This is a genomic window from Pseudomonas sp. PME37.24/006 (assembly GCF_055556635.1).
The window spans coordinates 349,992-370,263 of record NZ_JBVHNL010000003.1 but is presented as its reverse complement, the minus strand read 5'-3'; the positions used below and the strand labels follow the sequence as shown (position 1 = coordinate 370,263).

The 20,272-nt window shown below is 60.0% G+C and carries 20 protein-coding genes; 18 read left to right on the top strand and 2 right to left on the bottom strand.

Annotation, left to right across the window (positions count from 1 at the left end):
• The first annotated feature begins 64 nt into the window (after nt 1–64).
• Both ACZ3GY_RS12595 and umuC read left to right on the top strand, forming a co-directional pair.
• Entirely contained in the window at nt 65–520 is a 456-nt protein-coding gene (locus ACZ3GY_RS12595; protein WP_465910274.1) for a LexA family protein, read from the top strand.
• The gene (gene umuC, locus ACZ3GY_RS12590) at nt 517–1,788 is read left to right on the top strand and encodes a translesion error-prone DNA polymerase V subunit UmuC (RefSeq protein WP_465910273.1); all 1,272 of its coding nucleotides are present in this window, start codon (nt 517–519) and stop codon (nt 1,786–1,788) included. The genes ACZ3GY_RS12595 and umuC overlap by 4 nt, the downstream gene beginning before the upstream one ends.
• A 115-nt stretch (nt 1,789–1,903) precedes the next feature.
• Here the strand turns inward: umuC and ACZ3GY_RS12585 are convergent, their stop codons facing one another.
• Nucleotides 1,904–2,362: a hypothetical protein gene (locus ACZ3GY_RS12585; protein ID WP_465910272.1), complete on the bottom strand. Its 459-nt coding sequence runs from the start codon at nt 2,360–2,362 to the stop codon at nt 1,904–1,906.
• A 301-nt stretch (nt 2,363–2,663) separates the two neighbouring features.
• On the opposite strand from ACZ3GY_RS12585, the gene ACZ3GY_RS12580 reads away from it, so the two are divergent.
• The 16 genes from ACZ3GY_RS12580 to ACZ3GY_RS12505 all read left to right on the top strand — a co-directional run bounded on the left by ACZ3GY_RS12580 (nt 2,664) and on the right by ACZ3GY_RS12505 (nt 19,901).
• On the top strand, nt 2,664–4,028 hold the full coding sequence (locus ACZ3GY_RS12580; RefSeq protein WP_465910271.1) for a terminase large subunit: 1,365 nt from the start codon (nt 2,664–2,666) through the stop codon (nt 4,026–4,028).
• A gap of 3 nt (nt 4,029–4,031) precedes the next feature.
• Nucleotides 4,032–6,110, top strand: a complete 2,079-nt coding sequence (locus tag ACZ3GY_RS12575) for a portal protein (protein WP_465910268.1) — start codon at nt 4,032–4,034, stop codon at nt 6,108–6,110.
• A complete protein-coding gene (locus ACZ3GY_RS12570; RefSeq protein ID WP_465910266.1) occupies nt 6,107–6,271 on the top strand; it encodes a hypothetical protein in 165 nt (54 codons plus the stop codon). Before ACZ3GY_RS12575 ends, ACZ3GY_RS12570 begins: the two co-directional genes overlap by 4 nt.
• Nucleotides 6,272–6,295: 24 nt before the next feature.
• Complete coding sequence (locus tag ACZ3GY_RS12565; protein WP_465910265.1) at nt 6,296–7,417, top strand: hypothetical protein; 1,122 nt, start codon at nt 6,296–6,298, stop codon at nt 7,415–7,417.
• 250 nt (nt 7,418–7,667) lie between these two features.
• Entirely contained in the window at nt 7,668–8,771 is a 1,104-nt protein-coding gene (locus ACZ3GY_RS12560) for a N4-gp56 family major capsid protein (RefSeq protein ID WP_465910263.1), read from the top strand.
• 58 nt (nt 8,772–8,829) lie between these two features.
• Entirely contained in the window at nt 8,830–9,228 is a 399-nt protein-coding gene (locus tag ACZ3GY_RS12555; RefSeq protein ID WP_465910261.1) for a hypothetical protein, read from the top strand.
• A gap of 54 nt (nt 9,229–9,282) precedes the next feature.
• A complete protein-coding gene (locus ACZ3GY_RS12550; RefSeq protein WP_465910260.1) occupies nt 9,283–9,708 on the top strand; it encodes a hypothetical protein in 426 nt (141 codons plus the stop codon).
• Between the two features lie 2 nt (nt 9,709–9,710).
• Entirely contained in the window at nt 9,711–10,352 is a 642-nt protein-coding gene (locus ACZ3GY_RS12545) for a phage adaptor protein (RefSeq protein ID WP_465910259.1), read from the top strand.
• 99 nt (nt 10,353–10,451) lie between these two features.
• Nucleotides 10,452–11,555, top strand: a complete 1,104-nt coding sequence (locus ACZ3GY_RS12540) for a hypothetical protein (RefSeq protein WP_465910257.1) — start codon at nt 10,452–10,454, stop codon at nt 11,553–11,555.
• A complete protein-coding gene (locus ACZ3GY_RS12535; protein WP_465910256.1) occupies nt 11,540–12,052 on the top strand; it encodes a hypothetical protein in 513 nt (170 codons plus the stop codon). The genes ACZ3GY_RS12540 and ACZ3GY_RS12535 overlap by 16 nt, the downstream gene beginning before the upstream one ends.
• A 9-nt stretch (nt 12,053–12,061) precedes the next feature.
• Nucleotides 12,062–12,508, top strand: a complete 447-nt coding sequence (locus ACZ3GY_RS12530) for a hypothetical protein (RefSeq protein WP_465910255.1) — start codon at nt 12,062–12,064, stop codon at nt 12,506–12,508.
• A 5-nt stretch (nt 12,509–12,513) separates the two neighbouring features.
• Nucleotides 12,514–14,364, top strand: coding sequence for a hypothetical protein (locus ACZ3GY_RS12525; RefSeq protein ID WP_465910253.1), 1,851 nt, complete (start codon nt 12,514–12,516; stop codon nt 14,362–14,364).
• Nucleotides 14,361–16,466 (top strand): hypothetical protein, encoded by a 2,106-nt coding sequence (locus ACZ3GY_RS12520; protein WP_465910252.1) that lies wholly within the window; start codon nt 14,361–14,363, stop codon nt 16,464–16,466. Before ACZ3GY_RS12525 ends, ACZ3GY_RS12520 begins: the two co-directional genes overlap by 4 nt.
• 2 nt (nt 16,467–16,468) lie before the next feature.
• Nucleotides 16,469–17,512 carry a hypothetical protein gene (locus tag ACZ3GY_RS12515; protein WP_465910251.1) on the top strand — a complete coding sequence of 348 codons (1,044 nt, stop codon included), beginning with the start codon at nt 16,469–16,471 and terminating at the stop codon, nt 17,510–17,512.
• A 7-nt stretch (nt 17,513–17,519) separates the two neighbouring features.
• Nucleotides 17,520–18,467: a hypothetical protein gene (locus tag ACZ3GY_RS12510; RefSeq protein ID WP_465910250.1), complete on the top strand. Its 948-nt coding sequence runs from the start codon at nt 17,520–17,522 to the stop codon at nt 18,465–18,467.
• A 78-nt stretch (nt 18,468–18,545) separates the two neighbouring features.
• Nucleotides 18,546–19,901: a hypothetical protein gene (locus ACZ3GY_RS12505; protein WP_465910249.1), complete on the top strand. Its 1,356-nt coding sequence runs from the start codon at nt 18,546–18,548 to the stop codon at nt 19,899–19,901.
• Here the strand turns inward: ACZ3GY_RS12505 and ACZ3GY_RS12500 are convergent.
• Entirely contained in the window at nt 19,898–20,263 is a 366-nt protein-coding gene (locus ACZ3GY_RS12500) for a hypothetical protein (RefSeq protein ID WP_465910248.1), read from the bottom strand. The two genes, ACZ3GY_RS12505 and ACZ3GY_RS12500, sit on opposite strands and share 4 nt — an antisense overlap.
• Nucleotides 20,264–20,272 lie beyond the last annotated feature (9 nt).

The following is a 20,272-nucleotide window of genomic DNA, read 5'->3' as shown; positions in this document are numbered from 1 at the left end:
GCCTTTTGCCATGGTGTGACACCTCGATTACTGTATGTGTATACAGTAATTCGAGATTTGTACCATGTCACTCTCCATTCTTGGCCGGCTCAACCGGCTTGCCCATGTGCTGCCCGAAGTGCAGGAGCTGCGCATTACGGGCTTTCAGTCACCCGCCGAGGATGAGAAGGAAGAAGCCCTCTCGCTGGATGCCCTGATGGGCATTGGGGCGCCGCACATTTGGCCGATGAAGGTGCGGGATGACAGCTTGATCGGGTTTGGTCTGTACCCGGGCGATCTGGTGGTGGTTCACCGCGGCTACCCGCTGACTCTTGGTACCGACCCGAAATTTCGGGCGCGGTTGGCTGTGGTGGATCTCGGCGACGGGGCTGGGTACCGCATGCGGTTGATCATGCGTAACGACGATGACCGGCTTGTGCTGCGCGCGCCCGACTGCCTTACGCCAGATATCGACATTGAGTGTGATGAGGCTGTTGAGCTGTTCGGCATCGTGACGTGGATCAACGGGAACGTGGGATGAAACCGCAGCTGGTTTTCGCCCTGATCGACTGCAACAGCTTTTACTGCAGCTGCGAGCGGATCTGCCAGCCTGAGCTGAAGCGGGTACCGGTGGTGGTGCTCTCGAATAACGACGGCTGCATCATCGCGCGCACCAGCGAGGTGAAGGCGTTGGGCTTTGCCATGGGCGTGCCTTACTACCAGGTGCGCAAAGAGCTGCGCGCCGCCGGCGTTGCGGTGCGATCGAGCAATTACACGCTGTACGCGGACATCAGTAACCGGGTGATGCGCACCATCCGCGACATGGTGCCGGGCATCGAGGTGTACAGCGTGGACGAGTGCTTCGCGGACATGACCGGCGTGGCCGACGTGGACGGCCTCGGTCGCCAGGTGCGGGCGCGGTTGCTGGCCGATATCGGCATGCCGGTGGGGGTGGGCATCAGCACTACGAAGACGTTGGCCAAGCTGGCCAACTGGGCGGCGAAGAAGTGGCCAGGCACTGGCGGGGTAGTCGACCTGACCGACCCGGCGCGGCAGGAAAAGCTGTTGCGCATTGCGCCGGTGGACGAGGTGTGGGGCATTGGCCGGCGCATTGCGCCACAGCTCATGGTGCTGGGCATCAAAACCGCCTGGGATTTGGCGCAGTTCGATATCGGCACGCTGCGCAAAACGTTCGGGGTGACACTGGAGCGCACCGCGCGCGAGCTGCGCGGGGTGAGTTGCCTTGACTTCAACGACGGCCCACCGCCGAAACAGGCCATATGCTCGAGCAAGATGTTTGGCGAGAAACTGGAACACCTGGCGCCGATACGCGAAGCGCTGGCCACTTACGTGACGCGGGCTGCCGAGAAGCTGCGCACCCAGCAGAGCCTGTGCGGCGCGATTCAGGTGGGCCTGCAGACGCAGGTGCACAACCCCCACCAGCCGCGCTATTCGAACGCGCAGAGCGTTGCGCTACCTATGCCCACCGATGACACGCGGGACATCCTGGCGCCTGCGCTGCGCGCCCTGAACGCGATCTACCGACCGGGCTTCAAGTACTCCAAGTGCTCGATCCTGCTGACTGACCTGAGCCAGCGCGGCGAGGTGACGGCGGATCTGTTTGCGCCGGCGGCTCGGGCGGGCAGTGACAAGCTGATGGCGGCGGTGGACGCGATCAATAAGCGGGAAGGGCGCGGCACCGTGCGGATGGGCCGGGTGCCGGTCGACCCCTGGTGGGGTATGAAGCGGGAGATGAAGAGCCTGTGTTACACGACAAGATGGGAAGAGGTTATTACCGTTCGTGGTTAGGTAGCTATATATTCAAAGAGCAGCAGGCCAACGAAGCCTGCTGGGGGTTATGAAATTGAACCTTTGCAGAGGTGATGTGTAGATTGTCTGCAACAGCGGATGTAGCCCGGCTTCATCACTCTGGACTGAGAGTGATGTCGGTATTAGTAAGAACGTAAATAATGTTCGACCGGATTTGGTCGGGTGTAAGTTGCACGTCTAAGCGTGCGCCTATGAATATCTGCCATTCACCTTGATCTTGGCGAAGGGTCAGCTCTGAGTGAATGTGCGAGAAGTTGGTTGCTTTGACTTCAAGAGTTTCGTTTGTTACGTAAGGTTCGAATTTGATGGTGACGTCATAGATCTTTACGTGTAGATCATGAGTACTAACAGTTAGGTTGTCATAAATAAACGCTGACTCGACTTTATCCAACGAAACGTCATATGCATTACCGATGCTGCTGTTTATTAGTCCGTAAAGGTTGGCAATATCCCTTTGGAATTTTCCGGCCTTGGCCCTACGGGACTGGGTTCTTTCGAGAAGGCGATCCTGGCGTTGACTTACAGCGAGGTTAAACGACGATAGATCCGGCATTTCATCTATTCCCTGAAGATATGGAGGAGGGGTGACTGTAATTTAAGCCGTCGGTCTGTGGCAAACCAGCTTGCCTGCCTACTCCCAGTGACATTGCCTGCAGCTCTCATGACCGAGGGCTCTCATGTCATCCGCAGACCAATTGCTGGCCAGGCTCTATCAGGACGATGAGCTCTACTGCGCCAAGAACCTAAAGATCCGCGACAAGCGCGGGAACATTCTGCCATTCGAGTGGAATGACGCTCAGCGCCTTCTGCACAAGCGGGTTGAGGAGCAACTGGCTGCGAAAGGCTGGGTGCGGGTGATCGTGCTCAAGGGCCGGCAGCAGGGTGTCAGCACCTATGTGGCTGCGCGGTTCTACAAGCGAACCAGCATGCGCTTCGGCAAGCGCACCATGATCATCACTCACCTTGATGCTGCAACGCAGAACCTGTTCGGCATTGCAAAGACATACTTTGAGCTGAGTGACGACACGCTGCGGCCCGCGGCGAAGAGCAACAGCGGCACCGAACTGAGCTTCGCCAAGCTGCGCAGCGGCTACAAGGTAGCCACTGCAGGCAGCAAAAACGCCGGGCGCTCCGACACCATCCAGTTTCTGCATGGATCCGAGGTGGCGTTCTGGCCGAACGCCCAGCACATCATGGCGGGCCTGGGGCAGACGGTGCCCCTGATGGAGGGCAGCGAAGCCATTCTCGAGTCCACTGCAAACGGCCTGGCCAACCTGTTCCACGGCATGTGGACGAAAGCCGTTGCGGGAAAGAGCGACTATCTGGCCGTTTTCATTCCATGGTTCATCCAGAGCGAATATCGGCGTGATGTGCCTGACGATTTCGAGCTATCCAGCGAGGAAGTGGAATATCAGGAGACGTTCGATCTCGACGAAGGGCAGATGGCCTGGCGGCAGGCGAAGACGAATACCGACTTCGACGGCGACTTCGCCTGGTTCGACCAGGAATACCCGGCCACGCCGGATATGGCGTTCCAGCGCGTAGGCCATAAGGCGCTGGTCAACACCATGGCGGTATCAAGGGCCAGGAAGATCAACCCTAATCACATCAAGGCGATCGGCGCCCATGTCGTTGGCGTCGATCCTGCGCGGTTTGGTGACGATGACACTGCCATCATTCATCGCCAAGGCCGCAAGTCCTGGGGGCTGGATAAGGTCAACGGTCTCGACACCATGGCGGTGGTCGGCAAGATCGTGCGGATGCTCGAGGATGACAAGACCATTCGAATGGTGTTCATCGACATCGGCGGGCTGGGGGCCGGCATCTACGATCGCCTGGTAGAGCTGGGGTATGGCGACCGGGTGACCGCAGTGAACTTCGGCAGCAAGGCCACCGACGAGCGCAAGTATTTCAACAAGCGCAGTGAGATGTGGGGCGAGATGGCTGAGTGGATCGCCGACATGATCACTCCATGCTTGCCAGACGATGACAGTCTGCATGCTGACCTTACTGCTCCAGGGTACCGACACAGCTCAAACGGTCAGATCAAGCTCGACTCGAAAGAAAACATCAAAAAGGAACTTGGCAAATCGCCCGATGCTGGCGACGCCCTTGCGCTCACGTTTGCATTGCCAATCGCCTCCAGTGACATAGAGATGCCGGAATGGAAACGCCGGCTTATCGCTGGCAAAGGCCGCAAATCAGCGATGAGTGCTTAACGAATGGCCCGAGAAGAACAGGCGAACAGCAACTGGCAGCGCTATGAGTACGGCCGCATGCGTGGCCACCAGAGCTACTGCAGGAAGGCGCGCGAGTGCGAGAACTTCTACCTGGGCGGTGGCCGGCAGTGGAACCCTGACGACCGCGAGGCGCTTGAGGCAGAAGGTCGGCCAGCTCTGGAGTTCAACCAGATCAAGCCGAAGCTGAACACTGCGATCGGGTACCAGATCCAGAACCGCATGGACATTGCGTTTCAGCCCCGCGGCAACGGCGCCGACGAGGACTTGGCCAAGGTGCTGAGCAAGGTCGCCAAGCAGGTCAGCGACAACACCGGCCTGCACTGGATTGAAACCCAGGTGTTCGGCGATGGGATGATCCAGCAGCGGGGCTATTTCGATATCCGCATCAGCTATCAGGATTCGATTCTGGGCGAGATTACTGTCACCGACCTTGATCCCCTGGATGTTATCCCTGACCCAGATGCCAAGAGTTACGACCCGGACAAATGGGGCGACGTGATCATCACCCGTTGGCTGACCCTGGATGAGATCGAGGATCTGTATGGGGAGGAGGCGCGCTCCAAGGTCGAAAATGAGCACGAAGACGATCAGGACTTCGGCGACGATGAGGCTGATGAAGAGCGCAACAAGTTTGGCAATGAAGACACCGGGGTCACGGGATACTTGGGGTCAGCGACCCTGCAGGATGGCAGCAAGCGCGTCCGAGTGATTGAGCGTCAGTTCTGGAAGACGGAAAAAGCCAAGGTGCTCATCACTCTCACCGGTGATATTCGCACCACAGAAGGCATGACCGACGAGCAGATCGCTGAAGTCGTGGGCGCTTTTCCCGCCACTCGCCGGGTGAAGCGTGTGCGCTGGGTCATCACCACCTATAACACTACGCTGCATGACGAGTGGAGCCCGTTCAAGCACTTCACCGTGGTGCCGTTCTTCCCGTTCTTCCGCCGCGGCAAGACCACCGGCCTGGTCGATGACGCCATCGGCCCTCAGCAGCTCATGAATAAGTCGATGAGCCAGTTCCTGCACACCATCAACACCACCGCAAACAGCGGATGGATGTGGTGGGCCAACACCATCGCCAATATGAGCGATGACGAAATGGCCAGTCGTGGCGCTGAAACCGGTCTCTCTGTCGTGCTGAAGGGCGATACGGCTCTCGACAAGCGTCCGCAGAAGATCACGCCGAACTCAATACCGACTGGTATTGACCGGATCATCGAGCGATCAGGGCAGTTGATCGACGAAACCACCGGCATCAATGACGCGATGACCGGGAATATGGGGAAAGAGATCAGCGGTATCGCTATCCAGTCTCGCCAGTTCGCTGCTCAGCAGGGGCTCGCTGTTCCCTTGGACAACCTGGCCAAGACGCGAAACATGGTGGCAACCCGGATTCTGGAGCTTATCCAGACGTTCTACGACGAGCCGCGGATCATGAAGATCACCGAGCAGGACAGTCGGGGTCGGCCAGTTACCGAGGATCTGTACGTCAACTACCCGTCCGATGGCGGTGGCGTGCTCAATGACTTGACCATCGGTGAATACGATGTGGTGGTTTCCGAGCAGCCGATGCAGGTGACATTCGAAAACAGCCAGTTCATGCAGCTCATGGAGATGCGCGAGAAGGGCGTGAACATCCCTGATCACTATGTGCTCAAGCACAGCAACGTCACGGATAAGCAGGACATCATCGAGTCGATGGAGCAGCAGGCTGCAGCGCCGCCTGACCCGCTCAACGAAGCAAGAGCCAGGCTGGCTGACGCTCAGACCAAGAAGGCTGAGCAGGAAACCGTCAATCGTGCAGTCGAGGCGCAGTACAGCGCAATCCAGACGGCAGCCACCATCGCCACCAATCCAATCACTGCAGGCCTTGCAGACGCTCTGCTGCGATCTGCTGGCCAACAGGATCAGGATCTTCCGCCGATCGTGCCATCACCTGACCAGGTGGGCGGGATAGCAGCCGACATTCCTACCAACACCAATCCGCTGACTCCTGCCAATCCAGGCGTGGGGCTGATGGCGGGCATCGAGACCAGTCGCATCGAGGGAGCACCAGCATGAAAGGCGCCGCAATTAGCGAAGACAAGAAGTGGCAGGCAGAGGACGACATGAGAACTCTGCTGCGCGCCAAGGAAATCGAGAAAGACCCGAAGCGCATGGCGGCGGTGCGGGAAATGGCCAAGCAGAAGATGGCCGACATCAAGCAGATCGCAGCTAAGTAATCACAAGCACCAAAGGGGGCACCCATGAACCTGAATCACAAATTTGTATCGTCCGACCTTGCCTTGGCCATCCGCCATTCGCGCGGTGTAAATGCCATGGTCGACTGCTCAGAAGACTCTGATCCCGAACTGCTGTACCCAGGTGTTGAGGAAGAGGAAGAAGAGGAGGAGGACGATCCTGACGACGAGCCGCAAGGCGATCCTGACGATCCTGACGATGGTAGTGATCGTGGCGATGACGTCGACCCTACATTGCGTGAAGCTGAGGACGATCCCGATGATGGCGACGATGAGCCCTCGGATCCGGCAGACCCAGCAGACCCAGCAGATCCTGAGGATGATCTAGATCCAGATGCGTTGGCGGAACTGGCCGGCGAAGGCGGTAAGGCCAGGATGGTGCCGCATGCTCGCTTTCATGAGGTGAACGAGGAGCTGAAGACTCAGCGCGCCGAGCGCTTGCGTCTGGAGGAAGAGCTGGCGCGGGCCAAGGGCGGTAAAGGTGCCGATGATGCCGCGCCACCTGCGAAGGAAGAGGCCAAGCCCTACGATTTCGATGCGGCGGAAGATCGTTACATGGACGCCGTGTTGGAGGGCGACAAGGACAAGGCTCGCCAGATCCGGGGCGAAATCCGCGGCGAAGAACGCAAGCAGTACGAAACCAGTTCGACAGATGGTGCCGTGAAGGCTGCTGAGCAGCAGTTGCAGCGTCGCGATGCTGAGGCCGAGCAGGAGCGTCTGGGCAAGGTGCTGGGTGACGCTCTGGCAAAGTATCCGTTCTTGAACAACGCGGCCGAGGATGCAAACCAGGACGCGATCGAGGACGTCATTGCTCGTCGAGACTTTTACCTCAAGCAGGGTCACTCCCCATCGAAGGCCGTGGCCATGGCGGTCGAGAAGGTAGCACCGCGCTATGCGCCGAAAGAGGAAGCGGCAGATCCGGAGAAGCCCAAAGACAAGGCGAACCTCAAGCCTGGGCAGGTGGAGCGCAACCTCAAGCGCGAGCGTCAGATTCCGCCGGTGATGCCAGGCGTCGGTGAGCGTGGCAAGGATATCGATTACGCCAGGCTCAGCGAGGATGAGTTTGAGGCGCTCCCCGAGGCAGAGAAGCGCAAGGCGCGCGGCGATTTTGTCAGCGAGAAGGATTGACTCGCCTTTCCAGTGACATAAACAGGCAACAGGGCCAGGGATGGTTCAAGGAGTGGAAGGGTGCCCCTGAGCTGCAAGGCCAGGGGCAATTCTCCCGCAGCATGGCTGCTCGCTCACCGAGACACGGTGTCATCGCCTGCAGGGCGTAAAGCTGCACACCAGAGTTCCTGGCTCTCCCCAAAAGCCTGTCTTCGCTCGGGTAGGCGACACAACCCAAACACGACGACAGTAATCGATGAGGAGAGCAGCTATGGCTGTTACCAACTTTGCTCGCTTGAACAGCAAGCAGAAGATCGTCTGGTCGCGCGATGTATGGAGCGCCGCCCGCGATCAGATGTTCTGCAAGAAATTCCTGGGCACCGGCCCGGGTGCAATGATTCAGCGCATCACCGAACTGACCAAGACCGAGAAGGGCGAGAAGGTGCTGATGCAGCTTGTCGCTGACCTGATCGAGGACGGTGTGATCGGTGACAACGAGCGCGAAGGCAACGAAGAGGAGATGCAAAACTTCGAAGTCGAGCTCTCGATTGACCTGATCTCTCACCAGGTGCGCAACAAGGGCAAGATGGCGGATCAGAAGACCGTCATCAACTTCCGTGAGCAGGCTCGCGACCGCTTGGCCTACTGGCTGGCGAACCGTATCGACCAGCTCGTCTTCCTGACGTTGTCGGGCATTTCCTATGCCTTCCACAACAACGGGAAGCCCCGTGTTGGGTCGCCGTTCCCATCGTTGTCATTTGCCGCCGACGTGTCTGCCCCCTCGTCCAAGCGTCACCTGATGTGGAACGGCACCAACCTCGTCACCAGCAACACCGCGTCGATCGCAAGCGGCTTCACTGCCAGCTACAAGATGATCGTGGATGCGATCGCCTACGCGAAGGATCACTACGTCAAGCCGCTGATGGCTTCCGGCAAGGAGTACTACGTGCTCCTGGTCAAGCCGGGCACCCTGGCTCAGTTGAAGAAGGATGCGGACTACCAGCGTGCTGTGGTGGCTCTGGCGCAGAAGGATGGCAAAAACTCGCCATGGTTCACTGGTGGCACTGTGACTATTGACGGCGCGGTGATCCACGAGCATCGCCTGGTTTACAGCACCACTGGCGCTGCGGCCGGTAGCAAGTGGGGCGCCGGCGGCAACATCGACGGTACCCGTTCGCTGCTTTGCGGTGCGCAAGCGCTGGGCATGGCCGACCTGGGCGTGCCGGAGTGGGTCGAGAAGAAGTTCGACTACGACTCCAAGGTGGGCATCAGCGTCGACAAGATGTTCGGTCTGCTGAAGCCGAAGTTCTATTCGATCTACGACGAGTCGGTCGAAGACTTCGGCGTGCTCGCGATCGATCACTTCCTGGGTTGATCCCGGGGTTTCTGGCAGAGCTGGCCGGGGATCTCGGCCAGCAACAGAGGAAGTAATCATGAGTATCACGAAGAACGCGTCGCGCCAGGCGCCGCTGGTGGCCTTTGTCGACATCAACTTCAGCGACTTCAGCAACGGCGCAGTACAGGCAGCGATCGAGCTGCCAGGTGGCGCGATCGTTACCGGTGGCTTTATTCAGCCACTCACCGGCTTCAATGCGGCCACCACCGCAACCCTGAAAGTTGGTGATGCTGCAGACGACGATCGTTACACCGTGGCGCCTGCTGATGTGAAAGCGCTGGACTTGGTTCCGCTCGATCTGACCGGCTACGCAATGCCAGTGCAGGGCAACCTGACTGTGACCTACGCGTCGGCCGGTGCTGCCGCCACTGCAGGTAAGTGCCGGCTGCTGGTCGAGTACATCGTCCAGAAGCGTACCGAGTCCACCCAAGGCTGATTCATCAGGCCGGGGAGACCCGGCCTCTATTCCGTACCTCACGAGGGGCAAATCATGACTGAACCACGTTTTCTGCCGCCGAAAGGCAAGACCGAGCTGCACATGGCTCTCACCGCTGGCGGCCATTCCTGCGTTGTCTATGGCGTAGATCCTGCCGACGGCAAGAAGGGAACCGTGATCCCTGAGCGATTCCGCAAGGTGGCTATTGGCGAGGGCTGTGGTGTTGTTGGCATCGACGATATCGGTGGTGATGCCAGCAGCGACCAGAGCAAGGATGCACTGATCGTCGCGGCCATTGCCGCGATTATGGAGCGTCAGGTCGCCGAGGAGCTTGATGCTCAGGGCGTGGCCAAGCTCGCAGCCGTCAAGAAACAGACTGGATTCAACGTCACCAAAGTGCAACTCGAAGGCGCTTGGGCGAAGTACGTGGACAGCCTGAGCGCTGAAGAAGAAGAGACCGAAGAAGAAGAAGAGGTCTGATCGTGTACGAAGCCGTCAGCGACTTGATCAAGGCCTTTCGTGAAGACGAGAAGGACATGGTTGATCCCTATTTCTGGAGCGACAGCCAACTGCTGCGCTTCACGAATGGGGCGCTGGCGGCTTTTGCCGAGAAGACCAAGAGCATCTTCGACGATGGCGTCGAGATCCTCTTCGGCGCCGGGGAAGACGTTGTCGATTACCCGCAGTATGTGATCGATATCGTCGACTCCGAGTTGGTTCTGGGTGAACGCTGTTGGCCAATCGACGTGCGTTCTCCTGCCGAGATTCGCCGCTCCAGCCTCCCAAAAACCGGGAGGCCAGCCGTGATTCTGGCCAACTCGGCTGCCGGGAAAATGACGCTGGTGCCGGCTCCCCGTGAAGGCGGCAAGGTGGTGCTACAGGTTGTACGGCGCCCCATCAAGGACGTGCAGAAGGACTCGCGTGTCCCTGATGTTGCGCCAACGCATCGCGAGTATCTCCTGTTGTTCATCAAACATCGCGCTTACAACGTCCAGGACGCTGAGACCTTTGATGGCGCTAAGGCCGACCGTTACCTGGCCGAATTTAACTACGAGTGCCAGCGGATCTACGAGGAAGCCCTGCTTCGTCGCGGTGGTGCTCGGAAGATCAGGTACGGAGGGTGACGCATGGACATGCTCCGTACTGATAGCTGGGCCAGTGGCGCGAACAACGTCGCCAAGCCAGAGCGTCTACCAGATGGCGCCGTCGTTGAGGCGGTGAACATGGACGCCACCGTCGGCGGGAAGCTGGAGCTTCGCGTTGGGTTCGAGCGGGCGGTTGAGGCCGTTGCCAATATGCGTGGGTTGTTTGCCGCTGGCGACCTGCTGGTTCTGGTTGATGGTGCCCAGGTACTGGCATATGACCCGGCGACTGACAGCGCTGAGCTGCTGGCCACGATCGAGCCTAACGGGCCGATTGCTGCTGCCTACCTGGGCGACACGCTCTACCTGAACAGCCTGCATAACAGTTTGCGGTTCGACGGCAACGCTGTGAGCCCTTGGGCCGTTCCGGCGCCGGCGTTCGATCTTCAGCTGGTTCCCGGGCAACTGCCAGCCGGCCTTTACAAGGTGGCTGCCACTGCAATAGAGGGAGGCGTGGAATCTGGCGTTCTACCGTACGTGGTGCGCTTGGACGGTAGCCAAGAGCTACGCGTCGTGTGCGGGGATGCCCGCTCATGCCGTGTCTACTGCAGCGTGGCCGATGGTCAGACCCTGTATTACCAAGGTGAGCCGCTGGCCGGCGCGCTGAGAATGACCTACATCGCTGATGACACGCAGCGTCTCATGACTTCCGAGCTCGAGCCGCTGCCGTATTGCGATCGGCTGGCTGCGCATAACGCCGTCATCGTCGGTTCGCGAGGCCGCTACCTGTTCCACACCGAGCCGATGTGGCCTCACCTGCACAACCCGTCGAAGGGTTTTCTTCAGTTCGGCTCAGAGGTGGCCATGCATGCCTCGGTCGGTACCGGGCTGTATGTCGCCACAGCGGATGCAACGTTCTTCATTACCGGTCTGGGTACAGCCGGCATGTTGCAGCGGCGGGTGCTCGACATAGGCGCCGCACCCGGTAGTGCCGTAGACCTTCCTGACGGCCGAATCGCCTGGTTCACCAAATATGGCCAAGCCATAGGCGGGAGCGACGGATCTGTCTCGCTCCCCAATCGCCCCAACTACGCCCCTGATACCGGCACTGTCGGCGCTGCCGGCGTGCTCGACCACAACGGCAACCAATTGGTTGTCACCAGCATGCGCGGAGAAGTGCAAGGCAACCGCCTGCAAGCGCGCGACTTTGCAGACCTGGAGATCATCGAATGTCCGAATACATGAACGTCGGTGGTTTCCGCTACCGATTCCGCCTGCTCAATGCTGATGGAAGCGTCGCGGACGATTTCGAGGCGGACAACTTGATTCCGGTTGATGGCCTGGCGTTTCTGTTGCAGTCGCCATTCGGCGATGCTGCGCCCATCTCCGCGTTCTACTGCGCGCTCTGGCGCGGCAACGTCATTCCCAGCTCGGGACTGAAGGCAACCGACATTCCGTCGAACCTGCAGGAGTTCGTCGGCTATTCGGAAGCCACCCGCCCAGAGTGGCGGCGCGAGTTCGATGGCGTGGGAACCCAGGACAACGCCACCAACATGGCCGAGTTCAACTTCACAAGTGACGCGACCCTGTACGGCTCTCTGATGGTTTCCGATCCGACCAAGGGCGGAAATTCAGGGCTGCTGCTGTCCTGCGTCCGTTTCCCCTCTCCGCGGCAGGTTACCGCTGGCCAGAAGGGCCAACTGATCGCGGGCATTACCTACGTGCCTACCAACGTCATCTGAGGAATCATCATGGCTCTCAAGTTCTCTACCGGCCTGCGCACTGGCATGGCCGTCACCGGTTCGCTCAAATCCTTGCTTGATGGTGGTTCGATCCGCATCTATAGCGGCCCGGTACCTGCATCTGTCGACGCCGCCCTATCTGGCTCCAACGTGTTGCTCGTCGACGTGAAGGTGCAAACCAGCGGCGCCGGGCTGACCTTTGAAGGCGCTGCGCCGAATGCGGTGCTCGTGAAGTCGCTGAGCGAAGTCTGGGAAAGCAACATCGCAAGCTCGGGCGACGCCACGTTCTTCCGCTTCGTCAAATCGTCGGACGGTGGTAGCCAGTCCACTACTGACGTGCGCATCCAGGGCACCTGCGGTCTGGCTGGCGCTGACATGCCGATGAGCAGCACTTCGCTCGTCGCTGGTGCGCCGCACCTGATCGACTACTGCAACATCACGCTGCCGGAGTTCTAAGCAGTATGAACCGCCTGCAGAAGGAGCCCGTGCTCGTTTCTATACCGGAAGTGCCGGCTATCCCGGCTGTACCGGCATATTGCGTCACGGAAACCGTGCTGGTGGGCATGAAGCCAGTCGCTGGCTCTGGTGCGGGCGGTTTGGCTTCATCGAGCAGGCGGCGCTCCGGGGTTCCATACCTCGATGCCAATGGCAACGTCAGTTACATAGGTTCAGGCTCAGGCGGCTCTGTCGGCGGGGGATCGGGTTCGCTCCCTATCTACCAGAACCAGATCACCTGTTACGACGCCGTACCGGGGCGCGCTGCTGTACCGGCGCGTACTGATGCGTATGCAAGCATCGGCTGGAATGCAGGCGGGCGTAGTTCCAGGCCGTTGCCACAGGAAGGCTTCTTTCAGTGCCGCATTCCGCAGTCGCCGGCCGGCATTGTCATCGGGCTTTCAGATGGTTCCTATGAGCACACCTATGGCCAGGTGTCGCATGGGATTGTGTTCAGGAAGGCAGGCATGGCGCCGATCCGCCATGGAGTCAACCTTGCAGAGGCTGTTGACCTGGTGCCGGGTGCGCTGGTGCGCTTCGAGCGCAGCAATGGGGTGATCAGGACTTTCATTGATGGCGAGCCGTTCCACACCTTCGCAACACCTCTGTTCGGTACCGTATTCGCTGATGTGACGTTGTATGGCATGGCCGACTATGTCGACGAGCCAGAGATAGGCCAGTTCCCGACGGGCATCGAGGGCAGAGCCCCGGGCTGGGTCGGCAATGTCTCCACCGCCCCATACTGCTACATGGAAGGGCGCGCTCCCGTACCACTGATCGAGATCACCAGCAGGATGCGCACCGGCATCGCACGCAATGCACCTGCGTTGGTTGGCTTCGTTGGGGCACGCAGGTTCTGCGGTATCAGCGCGAAAGGGCCTGTTCCGTTGTTCAGTGCCCGATCCGGTTCGCCGGAGGCTAAAGAGAACGGCATCCTGGGCTATGCAGCAGCGCCACAGATGGCCATTCGAAGCATGGTCGGTGTGGTGGGGGGGATTACTGGGGATGCGCCTGCGCCGGCAGGCTACGTTTCGAATGTCGCCTTCTGCGGGATCGACAGTGGCTGGCAGGCTCAGGCACGAATGACCGTATGGGTTTCCTACCTTCCGCCTGGAGTGGTGGATGGGGGTGACAAGATCTTCGCTGCCGACTTTGGCCGCCTAGACGACGTGGTGCTGTTCCTCGCCTACGACCATATCAACCTGACCGACACCGTCGACCTGGTTTTGCTGGTCAGCATGGAGGCGTATGACTACATCGGCATTGGTGATCAGTCGACGCTTGGTGGTGTGATACGTCTGCTGGCCATGGAGCGGGTCGCTATCAATAGCTCTGCAAGCACGGCGAAGCGCGAGGCACTGCAGTACGCCGTCAACGTTGTTACCGGCGCACTGAGCACGTACCAGAACTTCGGCTTTACCCAGTTCGCAACCGCTGGTGGTGAGACCTACGCCATTCGGCCTGACGGGCTGTACTGCTTGCGCGGTGACACCGACGACGGGGAGACGCTGCACGCAGCTATCGACTTCGGAGCAAGTGACTACGGTACCGCCCAGGCGAAGCGGATCGGCAGTGTGTATACCGGTGTTACCACCGATGGGGAGGTGTACGTTCGCCTGACCGGTGCTGATGGGATTGAACGTCGGTACCGGGCTGTTGGCGCTGGTGATGAACTGCGTGCACCAGTTGCCAAGGGCGTGACCGCACGGCATTGGCGACTGCGACTGGAAATTACCGATGCCACCTACGCCGATCTGGACAATATCGAGGTAGAGGTCGGTGCGAGCCAGCGCCGACTGAGGTCAACAAAACGATGAATCCGCGCGTAACGGTGCGTTGCGCCTCGCCGCTTGGCGTATGGGCGACCAAGCTGGCGCGGACATTGGCGACCAAGCTATCGACCATCGGTGCTGCGGCGAGTAAGTACCAGGTCGTCGACGGGTTCGTGCTCCAGGCCAAGCGCTATAAGCGGCTTTACAGCGCACAAGTGATAGACCCGCCTGGATTCATCTATCTGGCTGGTGTGAACAACCTTGGCACGCCGATCGGGGGAAACAACCAACAAGCCGTTGGCGTCGGCGCACGGGTTGAGCTCGCGCCGAAGGATCTGATCGAGGAGGGTGGCCAGCGGCATCAGGCCAAGATGGATGGCGACCGCGTGCCGGCCTATATGCTGCTGCCTTTCAGCGGGCCGCCGGAAGATGGGTTTCTCTACTCGCTCATCAACCTGGCACCGACTCTGCAAGACCGGGCGCTGCTTTCAGGTGCTTACCTTCAGTGTTCGACGCTGGCGCTGGCCTCGGCAACGAATTTCGATCCTCTGGATGATCGAACGTACTTCACGGAAGTAACGCCGGCAGCGGTGGGGGGTGGCGCGATCGCGCCGGCAGTCTCGGCCGTTGGAGTGTCGTTTACTGACACCGAGGTGGTGATCGGCGATATCCCGCGCGACTACTTGGCGCAAAATGGTTTCTGGGTAACGGAGAGCATGCTGCCTGGCGGCTGGCGCCTGCACACTCGCCGACTGGTGCAATACACCGAGTACAGCACCGGTGATGCCTACCGGAATCGCGTAGGCCCAGGTATAACGCAGCCCGGTTTCTCGCATGCTGTGGCTCAGAGCGGCGCTGCAGAGGGCGTTGATCTGTTCTGTGTGGCGGCTCGAGTGTTCCGGCAGTACCAGGGTACTTGGTACGCGAGTGAACCGGGCACGACCTATCGGCCGCGCTACTACGACCGCAACGGTGAGCAAGGGCTGGTGGTGGCGGTTGGTCGATACGACAGGGCGGATTACAACCCAGAGAACCCGCCGGCGCGTGCGGCCATCCAATCGCTCCAGGTCGTGCTGCCGGCTGATCTGCCAATCGCCGAACTTCGGCCGCTGCCGGAGCTGCTCCCGACATGGGACGGCTACGACAAGCCAGATCTGCCGAACTATGGTGAGTTTCTTGTGCCGCATCCGGCCAGGGCGGGCAATGGTTTCGCAGTGTTCAGCGTGTACCGCACTCGGCGCGACGAGAACCCGCGTGACGAGAGTTCGCCGGATACCGATCTGATCGGCCCTGCCTATTCGCTGGTGACCACCATCGTCGGCGGCAGCAGCGCTACGCTGTTGGCCGACTGGGACTACGGCGATGGTGGCTCTCCAATTCCGACCTCGACGCCAGCCAGCTTCATCCAGCCCTGGATCGTCGGCGCCTGCCATCTGCGCCGAGATTTGGGGCAAGGCGAATCGTTCACCGCAGTGTGCTTGGTATGGGAGCATGAATACCGTCGACGCGCAGCCAGCACACCAGGGCAAAACCGGGGTATTGGCGGGCGATTCGTGTTGTACGTCACCAGCGGTGGTGCTCCGGTGCGCATGCCTTTGTCCGTAGCCGCGGCACCTCTGTTCGCGCCAAGCATGGATCTGCAGCCAGGCGACCCCTTCGTTATCGACAGCGGCACAGCAGTCTTCCCTGGGCGAACCGCAGGCTCAGCGAAAATCGAGCCATTCAGCGAACTGCAGATCCTGGGCGACGGCTTTGCTGTGACGGCCGCTATCGCGACGCCGTATCCGGTTACAGGTTCTGACCGAGTCAGCCAGGCCTCGCATGCGATCCACTGCCTGCGCATCGACCTGGCCACGGGCCAGGCAGAACTCCTGGGCGTGATCGCCAACCGAGTGAGGGCATACACAAAATGCATGATCAGCGTTGTGCAGGCGCCCATGGGTAACCGCAGCGCAGTGCTGCTGGCCACGGTGGTGGATCACGTCACGAACAACGCTGGTGCCAACGGCCGGGTGTACATCTCACGAGATAGTGGCGAGACCTGGGACGAGTACATCACCGACAGCGGCGCGCAGGCTGGTGCCTTCTACATCGGCAACAAGCTGCGTTGGCATAGCACCGAGAGGCCACTGAGCCTAGGGAACTGAGTATGATCATCGACTTCACCTACGAGCCGTCCGGCGAGGACGATGTTTGTAAATGGGCGCGGTACAACACCGATGTGGATGCTGTCGTCGACTCTGGCAACTACCGAAAGGTGACTACGGCTCCAGGCTGGGGGCCTGTTTTTTACGCCGGTAGTCGCTCGGTGCTGCGTCGTGAAGCCTGGACACCAGAGGTGGGAGCTGCGGTGGTTGGTCGGTACAGTCGCTGCTCGGTGTCCGCCAACTACAGCGAAGCGCCGGCGCCGGCGACTATCCTCGGCACTGTGCGTGACGGGATAAACCCCACCGTCGATGAGCTTGTCTGGGGGTCTGGGCTCCTCGTTGGTATCTCGGGCGAGCAGAACGCGTTGCTCGTGGACACTTCCGGCAGCGAACCAACTGAGGCTTTAAGGGACTGCGCATTCTGGGGGCTTAATCCGTCCTTTCAAACCACGCTGCGGTTCGCTGATGGCCACGAGCGGGCGCTGTTTTTCGACTTCGACGCGTATGACGTTCTTCGACTGTACGTCACAACGCCGCTGAGTGTCGGTGCCACGTCCGCGAAGGAACTGAGCCTGGCGCCTTTCCCCGAAGAGATTATGGACGGGCCAGGTACCTACGCGCTCGGGATGTACTACGCGCTGGAGATTGCCCGCCAGTGCGAGGAGTTCGGCGAGGTGGTGAAGTGTGGCGACCTCATCGCGTTTTCAGGGGTGTTCGAGGGCCACTTTGAAAGCTGGCTGGACTCCCAGAGCGGCGTGCGCAAATCGACCGTCGCGATCGGTGGAGGCCGGGCTGTTATGGAGGCGCTGCTGCAGGATGCAGACGGGCCGACCATCACCTACTCGGTGCAACGCATCGAGGTTACGTCCGCCGCTACAGGTCAATACACGGCTGTATTCGGTGCGCCCCGCGTTTTATCCAACTATCCCGTCACCCTGGACGGCGAAGGAAACTGGTCAACCGAACTCTTCCGTGAGGGCACCTTGCAGGTTACCCCTGCGTCAGCGTTCTGGGCCGGCCTGAAGCTCGCCGCCGAAATTCCGTGAGGTAACCATGGCATCCGACATAGATAAGTCGATCGAATTCCTGCAGAGCCACGCCACGTCTGCACTCAAAACAGCAGTCGGATTGGCGAATCGTATTGGCTCGTACTCGGCAGGGTCGACAGCCATTTCGTTTGCATACTCGCCGAGCAAACCGAACCTGCAGCCGCCGCCATCGTTTGGCGAACTTCTGCCCAGCGACACCTCGCCTGCGTCGATCCGGTTTCTCGATGCCGAGGTTGATAAGTGGCTGGCCAAATTCTTCCCCGAACTGTCCGCCAGCTTGCAGTCCACGCCGGAAGAGTGGCTGGCAGGCATTATCTCCGGCGCGTCACCGTTGGGGCTCAGTAAGGAACACTTCGATTCTGTATGGCACGAAGGCAGGGATCGCGCATACAGGGCTGCTGGCACCGAACAGGCCACACTGCGCGCGGAGTACTCGGAGCGTGGTTTTGATTTGCCACCTGGTGCGCTCATCGCATCGCTGAATGCGAGCGAGATTCGCGCCACTGACGCGATCGCCGACGTCAATCGTCAGCAGAACGTGCGTAACGCTGAGATCAAACTGGATCTGCTCAAGTTCGCTGAGGAACAGGCCATCGTACTCAAGCGAGGAATCATGGGGGAAATCTCGACCTTTTACGGCCGATGGATTGAGCTGATGAACCGTGATGTCGAGGTGGCCAGAACCAAGGCTCAGGCCTATGCATCGTTGAGCTCAGCCCTGTCGTCCTACTACAACGTTGAGCTTGGTTTCGAGGAGCTTCGCCTGCGTGCGGCACAGGGCCGATTGGAGGCAGATGTTCAGCGTAGCAGGGCAGGCCAACAAGAGGGCGAAGTGCGCGCAGCACAGAACAGCTCACTTGCGCAGGCTGCCCGAGCTATCGGTGACATCTCTGGCGCAGCGGCAAACGCTCAGTCCAGTCTGCAAGCTGATATTTACAGCGGAACGGCCTAGCCAGGCAGTCGCACTGCCGCGGGTTTGCTAACCCTCGGCAGTGACATAGGGTCGTGAGTATTCGAAAGAGGACGCAGCATGGCTACCACTAATCAAACCCCGCTGATCGGCCAGATTGATCAGGATGAGCAGCAGCAACGCCGCAAACCTGCTCTTCAGCAAGACAGCGCCGGCATTGGCCGGATGACCACTGGCGCGCTCTCGTTGCCAGTGGCGGCAGTGCGTGATGGCCTTGGTAATATTGGGACGGACATCGCCAACATTGGCCGCATGGCCATTGGTGGTGAGCCGGTACCGCGGCCAGGTTACGGGCGTACCGCTGCGCTCGCCCAGCAAACGGCAGATGGTGCGGCAGCGTTTGCTGGGGCCAACCGAAGCCTGCTCGACAGTACGAAGACTGCTCTGCGTGATGCGACAGGCACTCGTGCTGCAGCTCCATCGACTTTGGAAAGCCCATCCATTGGTCAGGGCATGCCGGCTCTGGCATCTGCGCAAGCGCCAGGCGCTGCGGGCAGCATTACCCCCCAGCGAATCCAGAGCATGGCGCGCGACGCTGCGAGCCGTCCAGCGACGAGCCAGCAAGTGCCTGCCATTGGCGATATCGACGCTGGTAATGGGTACACCCAGGCTGGCAATGGCATCGCAATGCGCGCGGGAGCAAATGGCGTTTCTGAGTTCACCAACGAGGCCAGCGCTGTTTCTGGTGCTCGAGCAATGCCCGCTGGCGGAATGGGGCGTATCGGTGATGGGATTGGCGGTGGCCTTTCCGTTGGTGAGCCAGGTGACGCAGCCAGGGCAATTCAGAGCTTTGATCAGGCAAACCAGATCCGCAGGGAAATGATCCGCGAGAATCGTCGCGGGCAAATTGGCGAAGGCGGTGGGCGTGTGACTGTCGTGCGTGACAGTTCCCGGGCTCCAAGCCTGACCGACATGCTCAATGATCGCCGTGATTCGCGCCAGGCCGAAACCGAGCAGCGCAGAGCGCAGGCCCAGCAAGGCATTCTTTCTGGTCTTGATGAGCGGATGACCAGTCAGTTGCAGCGTGTGCGCCTGGGGCAAGAGATCGAGCAGGGCGACGTGGCGGCTCAGGATCAGCAGCGCTTGCAGGGGCTGCGGAGTCAGATCGCCGACCCTCGCCTGGCAGCCGGTGAGCGGGAGACTGCGCGTCAGTCCTATGCAGCGCTGTCAACGCCGGCGAAAGATCGGTATGTGGCTCAGGACATCATCATGGGCATGGATGACACCAATAAGCCGATCCTTGGACGCCAAGTAATCGATGTGACAACTGGTCAGCCAGTGTCCACGACCCAGCCGCCAGTTGCCAGGCGGACAGTAACAAGCGCAGAAGTCGATTCGACTGCAAAGGCTCGAGGTATGAGCAGGGAGCAGCTAATTCAACTCTTGCAAGGCGCCGGCGTCACAGTCAGCGGTTAATGGCTTTCTGGGACTGAGAGGCCGAATTCGTCGATGAGGTCTTTCGGCTTGTCGTACAGATGGTTACATGCATTGCGAATGATCGCTGCAGCCTCACGGCTCCGCGTGTCACTAGCTTCCCGGACAGCGCACTCGGCGCCAGAGTCGTATCCCCAGAAGCCACGGCCCTCACCTTTACTGACAGTACTCCATCTTGCGGGGTACTGATCGGTGCAGTGGCGCACGGCTGCCGCCGCTGCGCTGTCATTCTGGATGCCGGGCAGCTCATCCAGCAGGCATGTGGCGTAATTCGCCGCCAGTGCTCCATTGGATAAGGCAAGAAGGCTTAGCAGAAGCAGGCTGCGCTTAGCCGAGTTAGACATATGTGCCCC